This is a genomic window from Candidatus Protofrankia datiscae, assembly GCF_000177615.2.
GTDB lineage: Bacteria > Actinomycetota > Actinomycetes > Frankiales > Frankiaceae > Protofrankia > Protofrankia coriariae.
In genome coordinates this window covers 4,176,735-4,192,955 of sequence record NC_015656.1, presented here as the reverse complement: position 1 = coordinate 4,192,955, position 16,221 = coordinate 4,176,735, and the positions used below count along the sequence as shown (strand labels likewise).

The following is a 16,221-nucleotide window of genomic DNA, read 5'->3' as shown; positions in this document are numbered from 1 at the left end:
GCGGCCCGACGATCGTGTCCTGTCCGCTCGACTGGCTACGATGGGCCATCGGCGTTTGGCCGGGCACGCCCGGCATCCGCATCGCGCGCCGATGGAACGTCGATGGCGCGTCGTTCGCCGGGCAGGAAGGTCGGAATGAAGTCCGCTGAGATCGCGAGCCGCTGGCTGCGCTATTTTGCCGACCGGGGCCACACGGTCGTCCCGTCGGCATCCCTCATCGCGGACGACCCCACCCTGCTGCTCGTCAACGCCGGGATGGTCCCGTTCAAGCCGTACTTCCTCGGTGAGGTCGCCCCGCCGTACAGCCGCGCCGCCAGCGTCCAGAAATGTGTGCGGACCACCGACATCGAGGAGGTCGGCCGTACCACCCGGCACGGCTCCTTCTTCCAGATGTGCGGGAACTTCTCCTTCGGGGACTACTTCAAGGAGACCGTGATCCCGCTGGCCTGGGAGCTGCTGACCACCCCGGTGGCCGACGGCGGCTACGGCCTGGCCGAGGACCGGCTGTGGGTGACGGTGTACCTCGACGACGACGAGGCGGCCGACATCTGGCACTCCAAGATCGGCGTGCCCACCGACCGCATCCAGCGGCTCGGCATGGAGGACAACTTCTGGTCGATGGGCGTGCCGGGCCCGTGCGGGCCCTGCTCGGAGATCAACTACGACCGCGGGCCGGAGTTCGGCGCCGAAGGCGGCCCCGCCGTCAACGGCGAGCGGTACCTGGAGATCTGGAACCTCGTCTTCATGCAGTACATCCGCGGTGAGGGATCCTCGAAGAAGGACTACCCGATCCTCGGTGACCTGCCCTCGAGGAACATCGACACCGGCCTCGGGCTGGAGCGGCTCGCGACCATCCTGCAGGGCGTCGACAACCTCTACGAGATCGACACCTCACGGGTGATCCTCGACCGGACGTCCGCACTGACCGGCGCCCGCTACGGCGCCGAACACCGCTCGGACGTGTCCCTGCGGGTGGTCGCCGACCACGTGCGCACCTCGGTGATGCTCATCGGTGACGGGGTGCTGCCCGGCAACGAGGGGCGCGGCTACGTGCTGCGCCGGATGATGCGCCGCGCGATCCGCAACATGCGCCTGCTCGGCGCCCATGACGCGACCATGCACGAAATGGTCGAGGCCACCATCGAGGCGATGGGCCCGCAGTATCCGGAGCTTGTCACCGACCGCGTCCGGATCGACTCGGTCGCCACCGCCGAGGAGGCGGCCTTCCTCCAGACGCTACGCACCGGCACGTCCATCTTCGACCTGGCCGCGAGCGAGACGAAGAAGGCCGGCGGCAGCGTCATCCCCGGCGAGCGGGTGTTCCAGCTGCACGACACCTACGGCTTCCCGGTCGACCTCACCCTGGAGATGGCGGCCGAGACGGGTCTGACCGTCGACGAGGAGGGCTTCCGCCGGCTCATGACCGAGCAGCGGCAGCGCGCCAAGGCCGACGCCCGCGCGAAGAAGACCGGCCACGTCGACACCTCGGCGTACCGGGACGTGCTGGCGGCGGCCGGCCCGTCGGCGTTCACCGGATACGACAGCGGCGCCGAGGAGGCGCGCGTACGGGGGCTGCTGGTCGGCGGCGCGGCGGCCCGGGAGGCCGCGCAGGGTGACGACGTCGAGATCGTGCTCGACCGGACGCCGTTCTACGCCGAAGGCGGTGGGCAGCTCGCCGACGCCGGTGTCATCCGGCTCGCCGACGGCACCGAGATCGAGATCCTCGACGTGCAGAAGCCGCTGCCCGAGCTGATCGTCCACCGCGGCCGGGTGCGCACGGGGGAAGTCACCCTCGGCGCGGACGTCCAGGCGGAGATCGACCCGGCCCGGCGGGCGGCGATCTCGCGCTCCCACAGCGCCACCCACCTCACCCACCAGGCCCTGCGGGACGCGCTCGGCCCGACCGCCGCGCAGGCCGGCTCGGAGAACTCCCCCGGCCGGTTCCGCTTCGACTTCTCCGCCGCCGCGGCGGTACCGCCCTCGGTGCTCGCCGACGTGGAGGAGACCATCAACCAGGTGCTGACCGAGGACCTCGACGTCCACGCCGAGGTCATGGACATCGACCAGGCGCGCCGGACCGGCGCGATCGCCATGTTCGGCGAGAAGTACAGCGACCGGGTCCGGGTCGTCTCCATCGGGGACTACTCCCGCGAGCTCTGCGGTGGCACGCACGTCCGCCGCTCCGGCCAGCTTGGCCTGGTCAAGCTGCTGGGGGAGGCCTCGGTCGGGGCGGGGGTGCGGCGGGTGGAGGCCCTCGTCGGCCTGGACGCCTACCGCTACCTGGCCCGGGAGGCCGTGCTCGTCTCGCAGATCACCGATGTGCTCAAGGCCCCGCGGGCGGACGTGCCCGAGCGGCTGTCCCAGGTGCTCGGCCGGCTGCGGGAGGCCGAAAAGGAGCTGGAGAAGCTGCGGGCCGCGCAGGTGCTGGCCATCGCGGGCGACCTCGCCCGGGCGGCCGAGGACGTCGGCGGGACCGCGCTGGTCACCCACCGGGCCGCGGACGGCACCTCAGCGGACGACCTGCGCAAGCTCGCCATCGACATCCGTGGTCGGGTGCCGGCGGACCGCCCGGCCGTCGTCGCGGTCGCGGCCGCGGCCAGCGGACGGCCGGTCATCGTGGCGGCCACCAACGGCCCGGCGCGGGAACGCGGGATCCGGGCCGGGGAGCTCGTCCGCGGTGCCGCGAAGATCCTCGGTGGTGGTGGCGGCGGCAAGGACGACCTCGCCCAGGGCGGCGGCAGCAACCCGGACGCCATCGCGGACGCGTTGGTCGGCGTCCGGCAGGCGGTGGTCCAGCGGCAGGCGGTCGTCAACGGCTGACGCACCTGCCGACGGCCGCCCGGCGGGGTCCCTTCCGAGGTATCGCCACCAGCTCCGCAGCGCATTCTGAGCCCGGGCACGGACAGCTCAGGCACAGCTCAGCTCAGGCACAGCCAGTTCTTCGCCCAGGCACAGCCAGTTCTTCTGGTTCGTGTCCACAGTGGAACCCGCAGGAGGCAGACAGACCAGACGGACAGCCGTGATCGGAGCATGTGGTGTCGAACGGACAGCAACGCCGACGAATGGCGACATACGAGGGCCGGCCCGTGGCCAGGCCGGACGAGGACATCGTCGACCAGGGCCTCGGTTTCGACATCGGGACCCTGCTGGGCCGCCGGCAGATGCTGCGGCTGTTCGGCCTCGGCGTCACCGCGGCCGGCCTCGCGGCGTGCGGCAGCGGTTCGTCATCGTCGGCGTCCGCGTCGTCATCGTCGGCGGCGGCCGCCACGTCGGGTGAGATCCCGGACGAGACCGCCGGCCCCTACCCGGGTGACGGCTCCAACGGCCCGAACGTGCTGGACGACAGCGGCATCGTGCGCGGCGACATCCGGTCGAGCTTCGGTGGGGCCAGCGGTACCGCCGAGGGCGTCCCCATGACGATCGAACTGGTCATTCAGGACCTGGCGAAGGGCGGCAGCCCCTTCACGGGCGTGGCCGTCTACGTCTGGCACTGTGATCGCGAGGGCCGGTACTCCCTCTACTCCGAAGGGGTCACCGACCAGAACTACCTGCGCGGCGTCCAGATCGCCGACTCCGCGGGGCGGGTGCGTTTCACCACTATCTTCCCGGCCTGCTACGACGGCCGCTGGCCACACGTCCACTTCGAGGTCTACCCCGACTCCGCCAGTATCACCGACGCCGCGAACGCCATCGCCACCTCGCAGATCGCCCTCCCCGGGGACGTCTGCGCCACGGTCTACGCCCGGCAGGACTACGCGGCCTCAGCCCAGAACATCTCGAAGGTCAGCCTGGACAGCGACAACGTCTTCGGCGACGACGGGGGCGCGCGCCAGCTCGGTGCCGTCACCGGTGACGTCACCAGTGGTTACAGCGTTTCCCTCGTCGCCGGGGTCGACACCACCACCACTCCGACCGGCGGCGGCGTGCCCGGTGGCTCCGGTGGATATGGCAGACCTGGCGGCTTCCCCCCGGGGCAGCGGTCCTGAGGGCCGCGCGGCCCTCAGGCCTGCGCAGTTGGATCAAGAACTGGAAGGTGGGCGTTTTGTCCCTTCTGAGGTGAACGTCACAGCCGGAAACTTGGATCGGCTCTCCTTCGTTCTTCAGAGTGCATCAACTAGTTACTGCATGTGATGGCCCTGCCGGTGGCAGGGCCATCACCGACAGGACCCGGATTGGCGGTCGGATGCGGGCGGACGTCGCCCACGGGCCGGCTTCGACGTGGATACGGCCGTCTTCAGCGACCCTTTCGGAGCCGCTCCATCGCGACAGCCCTGTCCGGTGCTGACCCGACCCCGAGGAGCGTCGCGTGGCCGTCCCACCTGTCCCGTTGTCACCATCAGCATCATCGTTGTCACAGCACAGCCATTCGCCGCCCGGCCCGCCGGAGGAGGCCGGCCGCGGCCGGGCCCGCCGGCGCTCGCTCGTGCCCGGTACCTTCCGGCCCGACCTGCAGGCGTCGCTGGTGGTGTTCCTGGTCGCGATGCCGCTGTCGCTGGGCATCGCGGTCGCCTCGGGCGCGCCGGTCGCCGCCGGTCTCATCTCCGCCGTGGTCGGCGGGATCGTCGCCGGCGCGCTCGGCGGTGCCCCGTTGCAGGTCAGCGGCCCCGCGGCAGGGCTGACGGTCATCGTCGCGGGCCTGGTGTCCAGCTATGGATGGCGGGTCACCTGCGCGGTGACCGTCGCCGCGGGCGTGGTACAGATCCTGTTCGCGGTCAGCCGCGTCGCCCGCGCGGCGGTCGCGGTCTCGCCCGCGATCGTGCACGGCATGCTCGGCGGTATCGGGCTGACCATCGTCTTCGGGCAGTTGCACGTCGTGCTCGGCGGTGAACCGGAAAGCCACGCCCTGGACAACATCGCGACGCTGCCCGGGCAGATCATCGACAACCACAACGCCGCGACGCTGGTCGGTATCGTGACGATGGCGATCATCCTGCTGTGGTCCCGGCTGGCCAAGGTGCTGCCCAGGCAGCTGCGGGCGATTCCCGCGCCGCTGGCCGCGGTCACCGTCGGGACCGCCGTCGCCGCCGCGTTCCATCTCGACCTGCCCCGGGTCGATCTGCCCAGCTCGATCCTCGGCTCGCTGCCGCTGCCGAGATTCCCGGACGGCGCCTGGGGCGGGATCATAGTCGGCGTTCTCACCGTCGCCGTTGTCGCGAGCGTCGAATCCCTGCTGTCGGCGGTCGCGGTGGAGAAGCTCCCCGGCGCGCGCCGTCCCGGGCAGCGCCCGGTCAGCCTCAACCGTGAGCTGTTCGGCCAGGGATCGGCCAACATCCTCTCCGGTCTCGCCGGCGGCCTGCCGGTCACCGGCGTCATCGTCCGTAGTTCCACCAACGTCGCCGCCGGGGCGAGGACGCGGGCATCGGCGATCCTGCACGGTGTGTGGGTGCTGCTGTTCGCCGTGTTCCTCGGCGGGGTGGTCGAGTGGATCCCCCTGGCCGCCCTGGCCGGGCTGCTGGTGGTCGTGGGGATCCGGCTGGTCGACATCTCCCATCTGCACCATGTGCGTCGGCACGGCGAGCTGCCCGTGTACGTCGTCACCCTGGTTGGTGTCGTCGCTCTCGACCTGCTGCAGGGCGTCGCGCTCGGCCTGGTCACCGCGCTCGGCCTGATCCTGCGCCGGGTGCTGTGGTCCAGCATCCACCTCGTCCGCTCCGGTGAGCTGCGGCAGGTGGAGGTCGAGGGGACCCTGAGTTTCGTCTCCCTGCCCCGGCTGTCCCGGGTCCTCGGCCGGATCCCCCGGGGCGCGCCCGTGCTGATCGAGCTCGTGGTGGATTACCTCGACCACGCGGCATTCGAGCATCTGCACTCCTGGTGCACCGACCACGAGCGGGCCGGGGGGAGCGTGACGGTCGACGAGATCGGTCACGCCTGGTTCCGGCCCGCCCAGGACGCTCCGGCCGGTCGGCGCCGCACCGTCGTCCCGCACCTGCCCCGCTGGTTCGCACCCTGGTCGCAGTGGCAGGAGCTGGCCGCCGCGCACACCGACTCCCAGGAGGCCGACCCGCGGGACGCCGACATCCAGAGCGATCACCAGACCGACGACTCCTCGACGGCCGATCCTCGGCAGTCAATCGGAACAGGTACGACCGGCCGCGGGCCCGCGGCCGGTCACGCGCATCCCGTCAGCACGATGCTCGTCGGCGTGACCGAGTTCCACCGCCGGGCCGCCCCGCTGTTGCGTGGCACCCTCGGCGGGCTCGCCGAGGCGCAGCGCCCCAGCGCGTTGTTCCTGACGTGTGCCGACTCCCGGGTGGTTCCGAACATCATCACCAGCAGCGGCCCCGGTGATCTCTTCACCATCCGTAACGTCGGTAACCTCGTCCCGCCCGGCGCGTCCGAGCGCGGCGCCCACATCGCGCCGGGCAGCGACCTGTCCGTGACGGCCGCGCTGGACTACGCCGTCACCGTCCTGAAGATTCCCTCGATCGTGGTGTGCGGGCATTCCGGGTGCGGCGCGATGCAGGCGCTGCTCTCGGGCGACCTCGACAACGATCCGGACTCCGCGCTGGCGGGGTGGCTGACCCACGCCCGCGGGGCGCTGGCGCGCCTGCCGCTGCCGGGTACGGAGGGGCTGTCCCCGCTGGAGCAGTTGGGCCGGGCGAACGTCGTCCAGCAGTTGGAGCACCTGCGTGCCCATCCCGCCGTCCGGGGGGCGCTGGAGCAGGGCCGGCTGCAGCTTGTCGGCCTCTACTTCGACATCTCCGTCGCGTACACCTGGGTGCTCGACGAGGAGTCGGGCTACTTCGTCGACCCCTCGGAGGTGCTGACCACGGTCGCGCCGCACCGCCGCCGGGCGTCCCGCCGCTGGGACACGCCGGCCTCGACAGCCTCGACAGCCTCGACCGGCCCGACGACCGGCCCGTCCACAGCGCATCCGCCGTCGGCGCCGCACACCAGAGGGCCCGGGAAAACGCCCCTCGACGGCCATCGCGGCCGTCGCCGCCGTGGCACCCCGGCCTGAACGGTGAAATCGAGGTAAAGCACGGTGACATCGAGGTAAGACATACGGCCTTCCGCGGGAAGGCCGCGGTCGGCCGGCGGGCCTTCTTTCGCGGGAAGGCCGCCGGCCGACCGGGCCCTTGTACCGGTTTCGTGCGGGCCGTCGACTCTGACGAACGTCCCGGCCCGTAATCGATACTGGATGGTATGCGTATTGTGGTGTTCGGCAGCGGAGCGATAGGAACGCTGCACGCCTGGGCGCTGTCACGGGCCGGGCATGACGTAAGTGTGCTGGTCCGCCCAGAACAGCTGGCCCACTGGTCCGACGGGATCGGCCTGCGGATTCTCGACGTACGGGGCAGGCGCCGCCGAGAGGTCGTCGAGCGGTTCCGCCCCCATGCTGTCACCGAGTTGCGTCCCACGGACGGCGTCGACCTGGTCGTGCTCGCCGTCCGGCACACCCAGACCCCGGATGTCCTGCCGGAACTGGCGCGCAACCTCGGTTCCGCCACTGTGTTGTTTCTGAACAACAACTGGCGCGGACTTGACCTCATAGACGCCCACCTGGGCAAGGACCAGTACGTGCTGGGCGCGCCACGCGGTGGCGGCGGCATCATCGACAACATCCTCGACGGTGCGCTCGAGGGCGGGATCATGCTCGGGTCGAGCGTGTCCGGGCACGCGCTGTACGGCCCGACGACCGACACCGCCGAGCAGAACCTGGGCCGTCTCGTGGCACTGTTCGCCGAGGCCGGTTTCCGGCCGGAAATCCACCCCAACATGGAACACTGGCTGTGGGTGCATTTCGCGAGCACCGCCGCATGGATATGCGGTGCCGCCCGCGCCCGCGGCTTCGAGCCTTTCACCCGAAGCAACCGGGCGGTTTATGACGCGTTGCACGCCGGCCGCGAGGCCATGCAGATCTGCGCGGTGCGCGGGGCCGACGTGCGTACCGCGCAGGATGCGCGGCCATTCCTGCTGCCGCCGTCCACCGTCACCCCGGCGGTCCGGCTCATGCTCCGTGGTGAGCTGCTCCAGCGTATGTCGGTGAACCACGGCCGGTATGGCCCGGTGGACCTCTACGAAATCTACGATGATCTCGTCCGCACGGGGGAGCGGCTTGACGTCCCCATGCCCTGTCTGCTGTCCTACCGCGCCGACGTGGAACGCATGGTGGAACTCGCACCCAGCCTGTGACCGCGACTTCTCTGCTGTAACCGCTCATCGGGACCGGTTGGCGATGAGGGCGGCAACCGGGGGAATGAGTGCGGCGACGAGCATCATCGCCAGCGCCGCGGGCACCGACACCAGCCGGATCACACCGCCCGCGAGTACGAACAGCGTGACGCAGACGGCCATCATCGCCAGATACCGACGGCGAACCCCTCGTTGCGCCCACTCCGTCCACTCCGTCCGTTCGGCCCACTCCGTCCGTCCAGCCCGCCCCGGTGCGTCACCGGCCGCCTGGCCGGGCACGGGGTGGGCGTGCGTGCGCCGGTCGTAGTCACGCCGCCGTTCGGGATCGCCCAGCACCTCGTACGCCCTGCTGACCCGCTCGAAGGCCTGCTCGCTGCCACCGGCGTCCGGATGGGTGCGCCGCGCCGCCCGCCGGTAGGCGGCCACGATCTGCTCCTGGGAGGCAGCCGGTGGCACCCCGAGGACGTCGTAGAGTGAGACCACAGCCACGAGTCATCCCATACCCCGCCGGCCACATCCAGCCAGCACCCGTTCAGCCCAGCCCGTCCGGTCCCGGAGGTCACATGGATCTGCAGCTCGCCGGGCGGGTCGTTCTCGTCACCGGGGGCTCCGACGGGCTGGGGGCGGCCGTCGCGCGCGCCCTCGTCGCCGAGCGGGCGCGGGTGGCGATCTGCGCCCGTGACGAGGTCCGCCTGAAGCTCACCGCGGACGAGCTGCGCGCCGCCGGCGGGGACGTCCTCGCCGTACCGGCGGACGTCACCGACGTCGATGCGCTGGACCGTTTCGTCACCGCGGCTCACAGCCGGTGGGGCCAGGTGGACGCGATCGTCAACAACGCCGGCCGGTCCGCGGGCGGGGAACTGGCCTCCGTCACCGACCAGCAGTGGCAGGACGACCTGCAGCTGAAGCTGTTCGCGGCGATCCGGCTGTCCCGTCTGGTGCTCGGCCAGCTGCGCGCCTCGGACGCCGCGGCGGTGGTCAACGTGCTCGCGACGGCGGCGAAGGCACCGCCGGCGGCGTCGCTGCCGTCCTCGGTGTCCCGGGCCGCCGGGCTGGCGTTGACCAAGGCGCTCGCCAGCGAATGGGGTCCGCACGGGATCCGGGTCAACGCGGTGTTGGTCGGCCTGGTCGAAAGCGGCCAGTGGGAACGGCGGGCCGCCGCCACCGACACCCCCGTCCGGACGTTGTACGAACGGATGGCGCGCGACGCGCGGATACCGCTGGGCCGTGTCGGCCGGGCCGCGGAGTTCGCCGACGTCGTGACCTTCCTGCTCTCGCCGCGCAGCTCCTACGTGACCGGGACCGCGCTCAACGTCGACGGTGGCCTGTCCCCGGTGGTGTGAGACCCGGCCGTCAGCCCTCCGGCCGTCAGCCGGTGGCGATGAGGACGACGGCGACGACCACCCCGAGAGCGATCACGGTCGTGCGCAGCGCGGTGGCCGGCAGCAGCCGGGCGGCCCGTGCGCCGAGCACCCCACCGGCGCCGGAGGCCAGCAGCAGGACCACGGCGAATCCCCAGGCAACCCGCGCGCTCACCACGAACACGGCGATGCCCACCGCGTTGACGCCGAACGACAGCAGGGTCTTGGACGCGTTCGTGCGCTGGAGGTCGTCCGGCATGAGGATGCCCAGGACGCCGAGCAGCAGCACGCCGAGGCCCGCGCCGAAATAGCAGCCGTAGGCCCCGGCCACGAACACCCCGGCGCGGGTCGGCCAGGTCATAGCTGATTCGCTCCCAGCACCCCGCCGGCGGGCCACCAGGGCGGCCAGCCACGGCTGGACGCCGAACAGCAGGCAGGCCATCAGCACCAGGTAGGGAACGACCATCCGGAAGGAGTCAGCCGGGGCGGCCAGCAGCACGACCGCCCCGCCCAGCCCGCCGAGCAGCGCCGGGCCGGCCAGCGCCCGCAGCTGGGCGGCCTGCCCGGTCAGCTCCCGGCGGTAGCCGAACGCGCCACCGGCGTATCCGGTGACCAGCCCGACCGAGCAGGTGACGTTCGCGGTGAGCGCGGGCATCCCGGTGGCGAGCAGCGCGGGGAAAGCGATCAGGGTCCCGCCGCCGGCCACCGCGTTCACCGCTCCGGCCAGCAGGCCGGCGACCGCGACGCCCACCATGTCCGGGACTCCCATGGCATGCACGCTCTCACGGCGTACCCGCGGCATGTCGTCGTTCTCTTCGGCTAGACAGGGGGGGTGGCTGCTTCCGAGACGTTGAGGATCACAGGCCCGGTGCTGGTCGGCCCCGAGGAGGTCCGGGACGGACTGTGGGCCGTGGACGGCAGGATCACGTTCACGCCTCCCACCGGCGTCCGCGCCGCCGACGCGCGCACGGTGTCGGGCTGGGTGCTGCCCGGCCTGGTGGACGCGCACTGCCATGTGGGGCTGGACGCCCACGGCGCGGTCGACCGGGACACCGCCGAGCGGCAGATCCGCGCCGACCGGGACGCGGGCACGCTGCTGATCCGGGACGCGGGCTCGCCCGCGGACACCCGGTGGGTGGACGACCGTGAGGACCTGCCCCGGCTGGTCCGGGCCGGCCGTCACATCGCCCGGACGAAACGCTACATCCGTAACTACGCCGTGGAGATCGAGCCGGCCGAACTGGCCGCCACCGTCACCGAGCAGGCCCGCCGAGGCGACGGCTGGGTGAAGATCGTCGGTGACTGGATCGACCGGGCCACCGGGGACCTCGCCGCCTGCTGGCCCCGTCAGGCTGCCCAGGCCGCGATCGCGGCGGCCCATGCCGCCGGCGCCCGGGTCACCGCGCACTGCTTCGCCGAGGACTCCCTCACCGACCTGGTCGAGGCCGGGATCGACTGCGTCGAGCACGCGAGCGGGCTGACCGCCGAGACGATTCCCCTCTTCGCCGAGCGTGGCGTCGCCATCGTGCCGACCCTGGTCAACATCGCCACCTTCGAGGGCATCGCCGCCGGGGCGGTGGAGAAGTTCCCCGCCTACAGCGCGCACATGCGGGCGTTGCACGCCCGTCGCTACGACACCGTCCGCCAGGCCCACGAGGCGGGCATCCCGATCTACGTCGGCACGGATGCCGGCGGGTCGCTGCCGCACGGCCTTGTCGCGGACGAGGTCGCCGAACTGGTACGGGCCGGGCTGCCTCCGGTGGCGGCTCTGTCGGCGGCGACCTGGGCCGCGCGCGCCTGGCTTGGTTTCGCCGGGCTGGCCGAAGGGGCACCGGCGGATTTTGTCGTCTGTTCCGAGGATCCGCGGGTGGACGTCCGGGTACTCGCCGAGCCGTTGCTGGTTGTCGTGCGTGGTCGGGTGGTGGCGGGCAGGGGCGCATAACACCGGCGTTCGGGCAGTTGGTGGAAGTACGTTTCCGCGGTCGGGTTCCCGACGTGGGCAAAGCCGTGTTCTCGGGCACAACATCGGGAAGAAGAAGTCCGGCGCGCAACCACGTCGGCCGACCGGGCGGGAAACGCCGGGCCGGCCGCCGGGAAACGGCGAGCCGACCAGATGGGAAAACAAGGAGTTCTCCGATGCTCACACGCCCCCGGTGGACACACGTGGCCCTCCCGTCCAGCGACATCGACGCCTCGATCGACTTCTACACGACGATGACCCCGCTCGTGGTGGTCGCGACCCGTCAGGACGCCGCTGGCCGCAGCGCGTGGCTGTCCAACGATCGGCAGTGGCAGGACCCGTTCGTGCTGGTCCTGGCCGAGTTCAACGCCGAGCGTGGGCACCGGCAGCCGACGATGACCCCGTTCGCGCACATCGGGATCGAGGTTACGCAACGTGCTGAGATAGACGCGATCGCCGATCGGGCGAGGGCCGCGGGCTGTTTGCACTGGGAGCCGCAGGATCTGCCCGACCCGGTCGGCTACGTCTGCGCGGTGACCGACCCGGACGGGAACGTGATCGAGTTCAGCCACAACCAGAAGGTGTTCCAGACCATCCGCGAGCTGTGGGGCCCCGCCGAGCGCGCGCACAGCAACGGTGTCAGATGAGCCGACGGTGTCGATGAACTGACAGCAGTCGAGTTGGCAGCCGGCTGGGCCGGTAGCGTTCAGGACTCGTGGCGAGATCAGGGCACCAGGAGAGGCATTACGGTGGACGGCTGGGCTGGTTGCGCGCCGCGGTACTCGGCGCGGACGACGGGTTGGTGTCGACGGCGAGCCTGATGCTCGGGGTGGCCGCGTCGTCGGCGTCCCGGACGGCCGTGCTGACCGCGGGTCTGGCCGGGCTGGTCGCCGGGGCGGCGTCGATGGCCGCCGGGGAGTTCGTCTCGGTGAGCTCCCAGAAGGACGCCGAACGCGAGGACCTCTCCGTCGAGGCCGCGGAGCTCGCGAGCGATCCCGACGCGGAGCTGGAGGAGCTGACCGATATCTACATCCAGCGCGGGCTGAGCCCCCGGCTCGCCCGGGAGGTGGCTGTGGAGTTCAGCCACACCGACCCGCTTGCCGCGCACGCCCGCGACGAGCTCGGCCAGTCGCCGCAGAGCGCGGCCCGTCCGGTGCAGGCCGCCGCGGCCTCGGCGCTGAGTTTCGCCCTGGGCGCGGCACTCCCGCTGGTGACGTTGCTCGCCGGCTCCGACACGGCCAGAGTCGTGTTACTGATCGTGATTACTGAGGTTGGGCTGGCGCTGCTCGGCGCCATCGGCGCCGCGCTCGGTGGCGCGCGGCGGACGCGGGCGGCGATCCGTGTCGTTCTCGGCGGATCGGCCGCCATGGCCGTGACAGCCGCGGTTGGCGCTCTTGTCGGCACCACCGTCGGCTGAGCCTGTACCTGATGATCATCCGGCGATCACCTGGCGCGGTCGTGCTGATGCGCGACCGGAGCGCTGGCGGCTAGAGTGCTGGCTATGGTGCGATTGACACCGCAGGAACGGTATGCGCAGCAGGAGCGGCGGGAACTCAGCGACCTTCTGTTGGAGCTCGGCCCCGACCAGCCGACGCTGTGCACCGGTTGGACCACCCGCGACCTGGCCGCTCACCTGGTCGCCCGGGACCGCAAGCCGCAGACGTTGCCCGGGCTCGCGATACCGCAACTGCACAAGGTAACCGAGCGCGTCGAACGGGTCACCCGGAAGTCGCACTCCTACGAGGATCTTGTCGCTCTGGTCCGCAAGGGCGCGCCGGTGTGGCATCCAGCCCACGTCTCGCTGGTGGACGAGTTGCTCAACCATGTCGAGTACTTCGTCCATAACGAGGACGTCCGGCGGGCGCAGCCGGACTGGAAGCAGCGGGATCTCGACACCGCCGAGCGGGACAGGCTGTGGAAGGCGTTGAAGGTGGTCGGCAAGATCGGTTTCCGCAAGTCCCCGGTTGGCGTCGTGGCGGAGCGTACCGACGGGGAGGGCCGGCTGGTGCTGCGCTCCGGTGGGCGGCAGGTCGTCCTCGCCGGCGCGGCCCCCGAACTGCTGCTCTACGCCTTCAACCGCCGGGAGCAGGCCGCCGTCGACATCCGCGGCGACGAGGCGGTCATCGCCGACTTCCGGGCCGCCCCCTCCGGGCTGTAGGTCAGCCCCCGTCCGCGTAGAGATCCTCAAGGCCGACGGTCAGCAGACGGTCGGTCGTGTCGTGTAGTTCGGGATCGAAACCGGCGCCGCTGTAGCAGGCGATCACTGTGTCCCGGGTGTCGAATCCTCTGGCGGCCAGCAGGTCGCGGGCCCGGCGCAGCCGCTCGACCTGCCGGATGCCCATGATCTCGCCCTATTTCGCCTCACTCAGGGAAAGGTACAGAGCCGTATCCCGGACGTCGGCCTCCTCCTCGAGGAGATAGCGAGCTTCCCTGAACAGGGGAGTTGCCGGGTTGAGTACCGTCCGCAGCACCCGGTCGTCGAAGTCAGCCAGGCTTTCCGGTGAGTCGTCGTTGACGAACCCGCGGTAGGCCGGCGTGCCGCCGACGACGGCATGGTGACGAACGGCCGGAGCCGGATCGTCGATGTTCCAGAAACGCGCGGCCAGCGGATAGTCGAACGGGCGTACCACCAGCTCGAGACCGGCTCTCCCGCGCAGCGGGGTGTCGCCGGCGAGCATCTTTCCCATCACCGACATGGTCGAGCCGCACAAGCCGACCTGCGTCAGCCCGGTGCTCGCAGCCGCGGTTCGTCGCCGCCCCTGTCCGCTCCGCCCCGGAGGTGCTACGGCGGCAGCCCGTTCTCGCTGGCCCACTTCTCGAATCCGCCGGCTTCGAAAGGCAGGCGGTACTCCCCGGTGAGCGGATCATCGGCGAGCGCGGATACAAGCTTCACCGTGAGCAGCTCAAGTCGAATCGCCTCGCACAACAGCGACAGTGTCGGGCGTAGGGCCACGTTGTGCCTCTCCGCTATGAGCGCGCCCCGTTCTCAATCTTGGTGAGCGCCGAGCGGTCGAGGAACACGGCCGAGGCGAGTTCGGCCTGCGTCAGCCCTGAGCGTTCGCGGGCATCGGCGATGCGCCTACCTATGGTGCAATGCCGCTCAATTAGGCTGGAGGGGCGTCCGTCCATCCCGACACGCCAACGCCCGATCCCGCATCGATCAACTTCTGAACACGGCATCCAGTCACGTTCCTCAACGTCGATCAGTAGGCGGCGGAGTGCTCATGCCGCGATTTCGGCCGGTCGGCAGATAGAATCCAGATGTGGTGCGCCTTCGCCAGGTAGTTGAATTGCCAGCCGTTGACAACGACCGGCTGACCGACCGCATCTCGATCGGTGTGCTCGCCAGAATCGTTCCCCGGGACCTCGTCGAAGAGGTACTGGTGGAAACGAAGCGGCAGGAACGGCGTACCAGGCTGCTGCCAGCCCGGGTCATGGTGTACTTCACCATGACGATGTGCCTGTTCTTCGACGATGACTACGAAGAAGTCATGCGTAAACTCGCCGGTGCGTTGAGATGGCTGGGGAACTGGCAGGGTGACTGGAAAGTCCCGACCACCGGGGCGATCTCGCAGGCACGGATCAGGCTCGGTGCCGCCCCCCTGAAGGTCCTGTTCGAACGTGTCGCTGTGCCGGTCGCGGGGCTGGGTACCAAGGGCACTTGGCTGCGTTCCCGGCGGCTGATGGCGATCGACGGGTTCTTCCTCGACGCCGCAGACACCCCCGAGAACGTGGCCAGGTTCGGGCGGTCCACCAACGGACACAAGGCCAGCGCTCTGCCCCAGGTCCACGTCGTCGCGCTCGCCGAATGCGGCACGCACGCGATCGTCTCCGCCGCGGTCGGTCCCCGTGCCAGCGACGAACGTGCTCTCGCCGCCACCCTGCTCGACGCCTGCGAACCCGGGATGCTCCTCACCGCCGACCGTTACTTCTACAGCTTCGACCTCTGGCAGCAGGCGCTCGACACCGGCGCGGACCTGCTCTGGCGAGTCAAATCCGATCTCACGCTACCGGTCATCCGGTCCCTTCCCGACAGCTCCTACCTCTCTATCATCGTCAACCCGAAAATCAGAGGGAAACAGCGGAACCAGATCATCGCCGACGCCCGCGCCGGCCGCGACTTTCCCGAGGACTCCGCGACACCCGTCCGCGTCATCGAATACACGGTGCCTGACCGCACAGGATCCGGAACCGGAGAACTGATCTGCCTCATCACCAATATCCTCAACCAGACCGACATACCAGCGGTGGAACTCGCCACGGCCTATCACGAGCGCTGGGAAATCGAAAACATCTTCGATGAGATTAAGACACACCAGCGGGGCGAAGCCCGCGTCCTACGCTCGAAACTCCCGGACCTGGTGGAACAAGAGATCTGGGCGCTGCTCCTCAGCCACTACGCAATCCGATGTCTCATGTGCGAGGCCGCCGACGAAGCCGACGTCGACCCGGACAGGCTATCCTTCATGCGATCACTACGCGTCGTCCGCCGCCAGGTCACCGACCAGGCGGATTTTTCCCCCTGAGGACCACACGCACGCGCTCCGGGAAACCTTCACAGAGATCACCGAACGGCTTAACCCCGTGCGCCTCCACCGCACGTACCCACGCACCATCAGACGAGGCCGACACAACGCCTACCGAGTCAAAAGCCCAACAGACACCGGCACCAAGCATGATCAATCACCGAAGATCATGCTCGCTCGGGCCGCTTAACTAAGCGCCATTGACCTATGGTGAGGGGATCCGCGGCAGCCACATGTG

The 16,221-nt window shown here is 70.2% G+C and carries 15 protein-coding genes and 1 pseudogene; 10 read left to right on the top strand and 6 right to left on the bottom strand.

Annotated elements, in window-relative coordinates:
* Positions 1-135: 135 nt before the first annotated feature.
* The 4 genes from alaS (at position 136) to FSYMDG_RS17535 (ending at position 8,136) form a co-directional block, all read left to right on the top strand.
* Positions 136-2,820: an alanine--tRNA ligase gene (gene alaS / locus FSYMDG_RS17550; protein WP_013874724.1), complete on the top strand. Its 2,685-nt coding sequence runs from the start codon at positions 136-138 to the stop codon at positions 2,818-2,820.
* 242 nt (positions 2,821-3,062) lie between these two features.
* Positions 3,063-3,986 carry an intradiol ring-cleavage dioxygenase gene (locus FSYMDG_RS17545; RefSeq protein WP_043603941.1) on the top strand — a complete coding sequence of 308 codons (924 nt, stop codon included), beginning with the start codon at positions 3,063-3,065 and terminating at the stop codon, positions 3,984-3,986.
* 320 nt (positions 3,987-4,306) lie between these two features.
* On the top strand, positions 4,307-6,961 hold the full coding sequence (locus FSYMDG_RS17540) for a bifunctional SulP family inorganic anion transporter/carbonic anhydrase (protein ID WP_013874722.1): 2,655 nt from the start codon (positions 4,307-4,309) through the stop codon (positions 6,959-6,961).
* A 185-nt stretch (positions 6,962-7,146) separates the two neighbouring features.
* Positions 7,147-8,136, top strand: a complete 990-nt coding sequence (locus FSYMDG_RS17535; protein ID WP_013874721.1) for a ketopantoate reductase family protein — start codon at positions 7,147-7,149, stop codon at positions 8,134-8,136.
* 24 nt (positions 8,137-8,160) lie between these two features.
* On the opposite strand, the gene FSYMDG_RS17530 is transcribed toward FSYMDG_RS17535, so the two are convergent.
* The gene (locus FSYMDG_RS17530; protein ID WP_013874720.1) at positions 8,161-8,625 is read right to left on the bottom strand and encodes a J domain-containing protein; all 465 of its coding nucleotides are present in this window, start codon (positions 8,623-8,625) and stop codon (positions 8,161-8,163) included.
* Positions 8,626-8,699: 74 nt separating this feature from the next.
* Between FSYMDG_RS17530 and FSYMDG_RS17525 the strand changes: the two genes are divergently transcribed.
* Positions 8,700-9,479, top strand: a complete 780-nt coding sequence (locus tag FSYMDG_RS17525) for an SDR family NAD(P)-dependent oxidoreductase (RefSeq protein ID WP_013874719.1) — start codon at positions 8,700-8,702, stop codon at positions 9,477-9,479.
* 25 nt (positions 9,480-9,504) lie between these two features.
* On the opposite strand, the gene FSYMDG_RS17520 is transcribed toward FSYMDG_RS17525, so the two are convergent.
* Positions 9,505-10,299, bottom strand: a complete 795-nt coding sequence (locus FSYMDG_RS17520) for a sulfite exporter TauE/SafE family protein (RefSeq protein ID WP_013874718.1) — start codon at positions 10,297-10,299, stop codon at positions 9,505-9,507.
* Between the two features lie 30 nt (positions 10,300-10,329).
* Between FSYMDG_RS17520 and FSYMDG_RS17515 the strand changes: the two genes are divergently transcribed.
* The 4 genes from FSYMDG_RS17515 (at position 10,330) to FSYMDG_RS17500 (ending at position 13,615) form a co-directional block, all read left to right on the top strand.
* Entirely contained in the window at positions 10,330-11,439 is a 1,110-nt protein-coding gene (locus FSYMDG_RS17515; protein WP_013874717.1) for an amidohydrolase family protein, read from the top strand.
* A gap of 194 nt (positions 11,440-11,633) precedes the next feature.
* Complete coding sequence (locus tag FSYMDG_RS17510; RefSeq protein ID WP_013874716.1) at positions 11,634-12,104, top strand: VOC family protein; 471 nt, start codon at positions 11,634-11,636, stop codon at positions 12,102-12,104.
* 68 nt (positions 12,105-12,172) lie between these two features.
* Positions 12,173-12,874, top strand: coding sequence for a VIT1/CCC1 transporter family protein (locus FSYMDG_RS17505; RefSeq protein ID WP_013874715.1), 702 nt, complete (start codon positions 12,173-12,175; stop codon positions 12,872-12,874).
* A gap of 84 nt (positions 12,875-12,958) precedes the next feature.
* On the top strand, positions 12,959-13,615 hold the full coding sequence (locus tag FSYMDG_RS17500; RefSeq protein WP_013874714.1) for a TIGR03085 family metal-binding protein: 657 nt from the start codon (positions 12,959-12,961) through the stop codon (positions 13,613-13,615).
* Position 13,616: 1 nt separating this feature from the next.
* On the opposite strand, the gene FSYMDG_RS27240 is transcribed toward FSYMDG_RS17500, so the two are convergent.
* From FSYMDG_RS27240 to FSYMDG_RS29790, 4 genes and pseudogenes are all read right to left on the bottom strand, one after another.
* Positions 13,617-13,799, bottom strand: a complete 183-nt coding sequence (locus FSYMDG_RS27240; RefSeq protein ID WP_043603937.1) for a hypothetical protein — start codon at positions 13,797-13,799, stop codon at positions 13,617-13,619.
* Positions 13,800-13,814: 15 nt separating this feature from the next.
* Positions 13,815-14,180 (bottom strand): annotated as a pseudogene (locus FSYMDG_RS24820) (ATP-binding protein); the annotation flags it as partial.
* A gap of 59 nt (positions 14,181-14,239) precedes the next feature.
* Complete coding sequence (locus FSYMDG_RS26400) at positions 14,240-14,410, bottom strand: hypothetical protein (protein ID WP_157491041.1); 171 nt, start codon at positions 14,408-14,410, stop codon at positions 14,240-14,242.
* 14 nt (positions 14,411-14,424) lie between these two features.
* Positions 14,425-14,586 (bottom strand): helix-turn-helix domain-containing protein, encoded by a 162-nt coding sequence (locus FSYMDG_RS29790; RefSeq protein WP_083828340.1) that lies wholly within the window; start codon positions 14,584-14,586, stop codon positions 14,425-14,427.
* 134 nt (positions 14,587-14,720) lie between these two features.
* Here FSYMDG_RS29790 and FSYMDG_RS17480 point away from each other — a divergent pair, with 134 nt between their 5' ends.
* Positions 14,721-15,983 (top strand): IS4 family transposase, encoded by a 1,263-nt coding sequence (locus FSYMDG_RS17480; protein WP_013872077.1) that lies wholly within the window; start codon positions 14,721-14,723, stop codon positions 15,981-15,983.
* Positions 15,984-16,221: the final 238 nt, after the last annotated feature.

What these genes read in the sequence shown, in the direction of transcription:
- FSYMDG_RS17545 (WP_043603941.1), top strand. Translation starts at nt 3,063, where the DNA reads ATGGCGACATACGAGGGCCGGCCCGTGGCCAGGCCGGACGAGGACATC.
- FSYMDG_RS29790 (WP_083828340.1), bottom strand. Translation starts at nt 14,586, where the DNA reads ATGGACGGACGCCCCTCCAGCCTAATTGAGCGGCATTGCACCATAGGT.
- FSYMDG_RS17525 (WP_013874719.1), top strand. Translation starts at nt 8,700, where the DNA reads ATGGATCTGCAGCTCGCCGGGCGGGTCGTTCTCGTCACCGGGGGCTCC.
- FSYMDG_RS27240 (WP_043603937.1), bottom strand. Translation starts at nt 13,799, where the DNA reads ATGGGCATCCGGCAGGTCGAGCGGCTGCGCCGGGCCCGCGACCTGCTG.
- alaS (WP_013874724.1), top strand. Translation starts at nt 136, where the DNA reads ATGAAGTCCGCTGAGATCGCGAGCCGCTGGCTGCGCTATTTTGCCGAC.
- FSYMDG_RS17520 (WP_013874718.1), bottom strand. Translation starts at nt 10,299, where the DNA reads ATGCCGCGGGTACGCCGTGAGAGCGTGCATGCCATGGGAGTCCCGGAC.
- FSYMDG_RS17535 (WP_013874721.1), top strand. Translation starts at nt 7,147, where the DNA reads ATGCGTATTGTGGTGTTCGGCAGCGGAGCGATAGGAACGCTGCACGCC.
- FSYMDG_RS17510 (WP_013874716.1), top strand. Translation starts at nt 11,634, where the DNA reads ATGCTCACACGCCCCCGGTGGACACACGTGGCCCTCCCGTCCAGCGAC.
- FSYMDG_RS17500 (WP_013874714.1), top strand. Translation starts at nt 12,959, where the DNA reads ATGGTGCGATTGACACCGCAGGAACGGTATGCGCAGCAGGAGCGGCGG.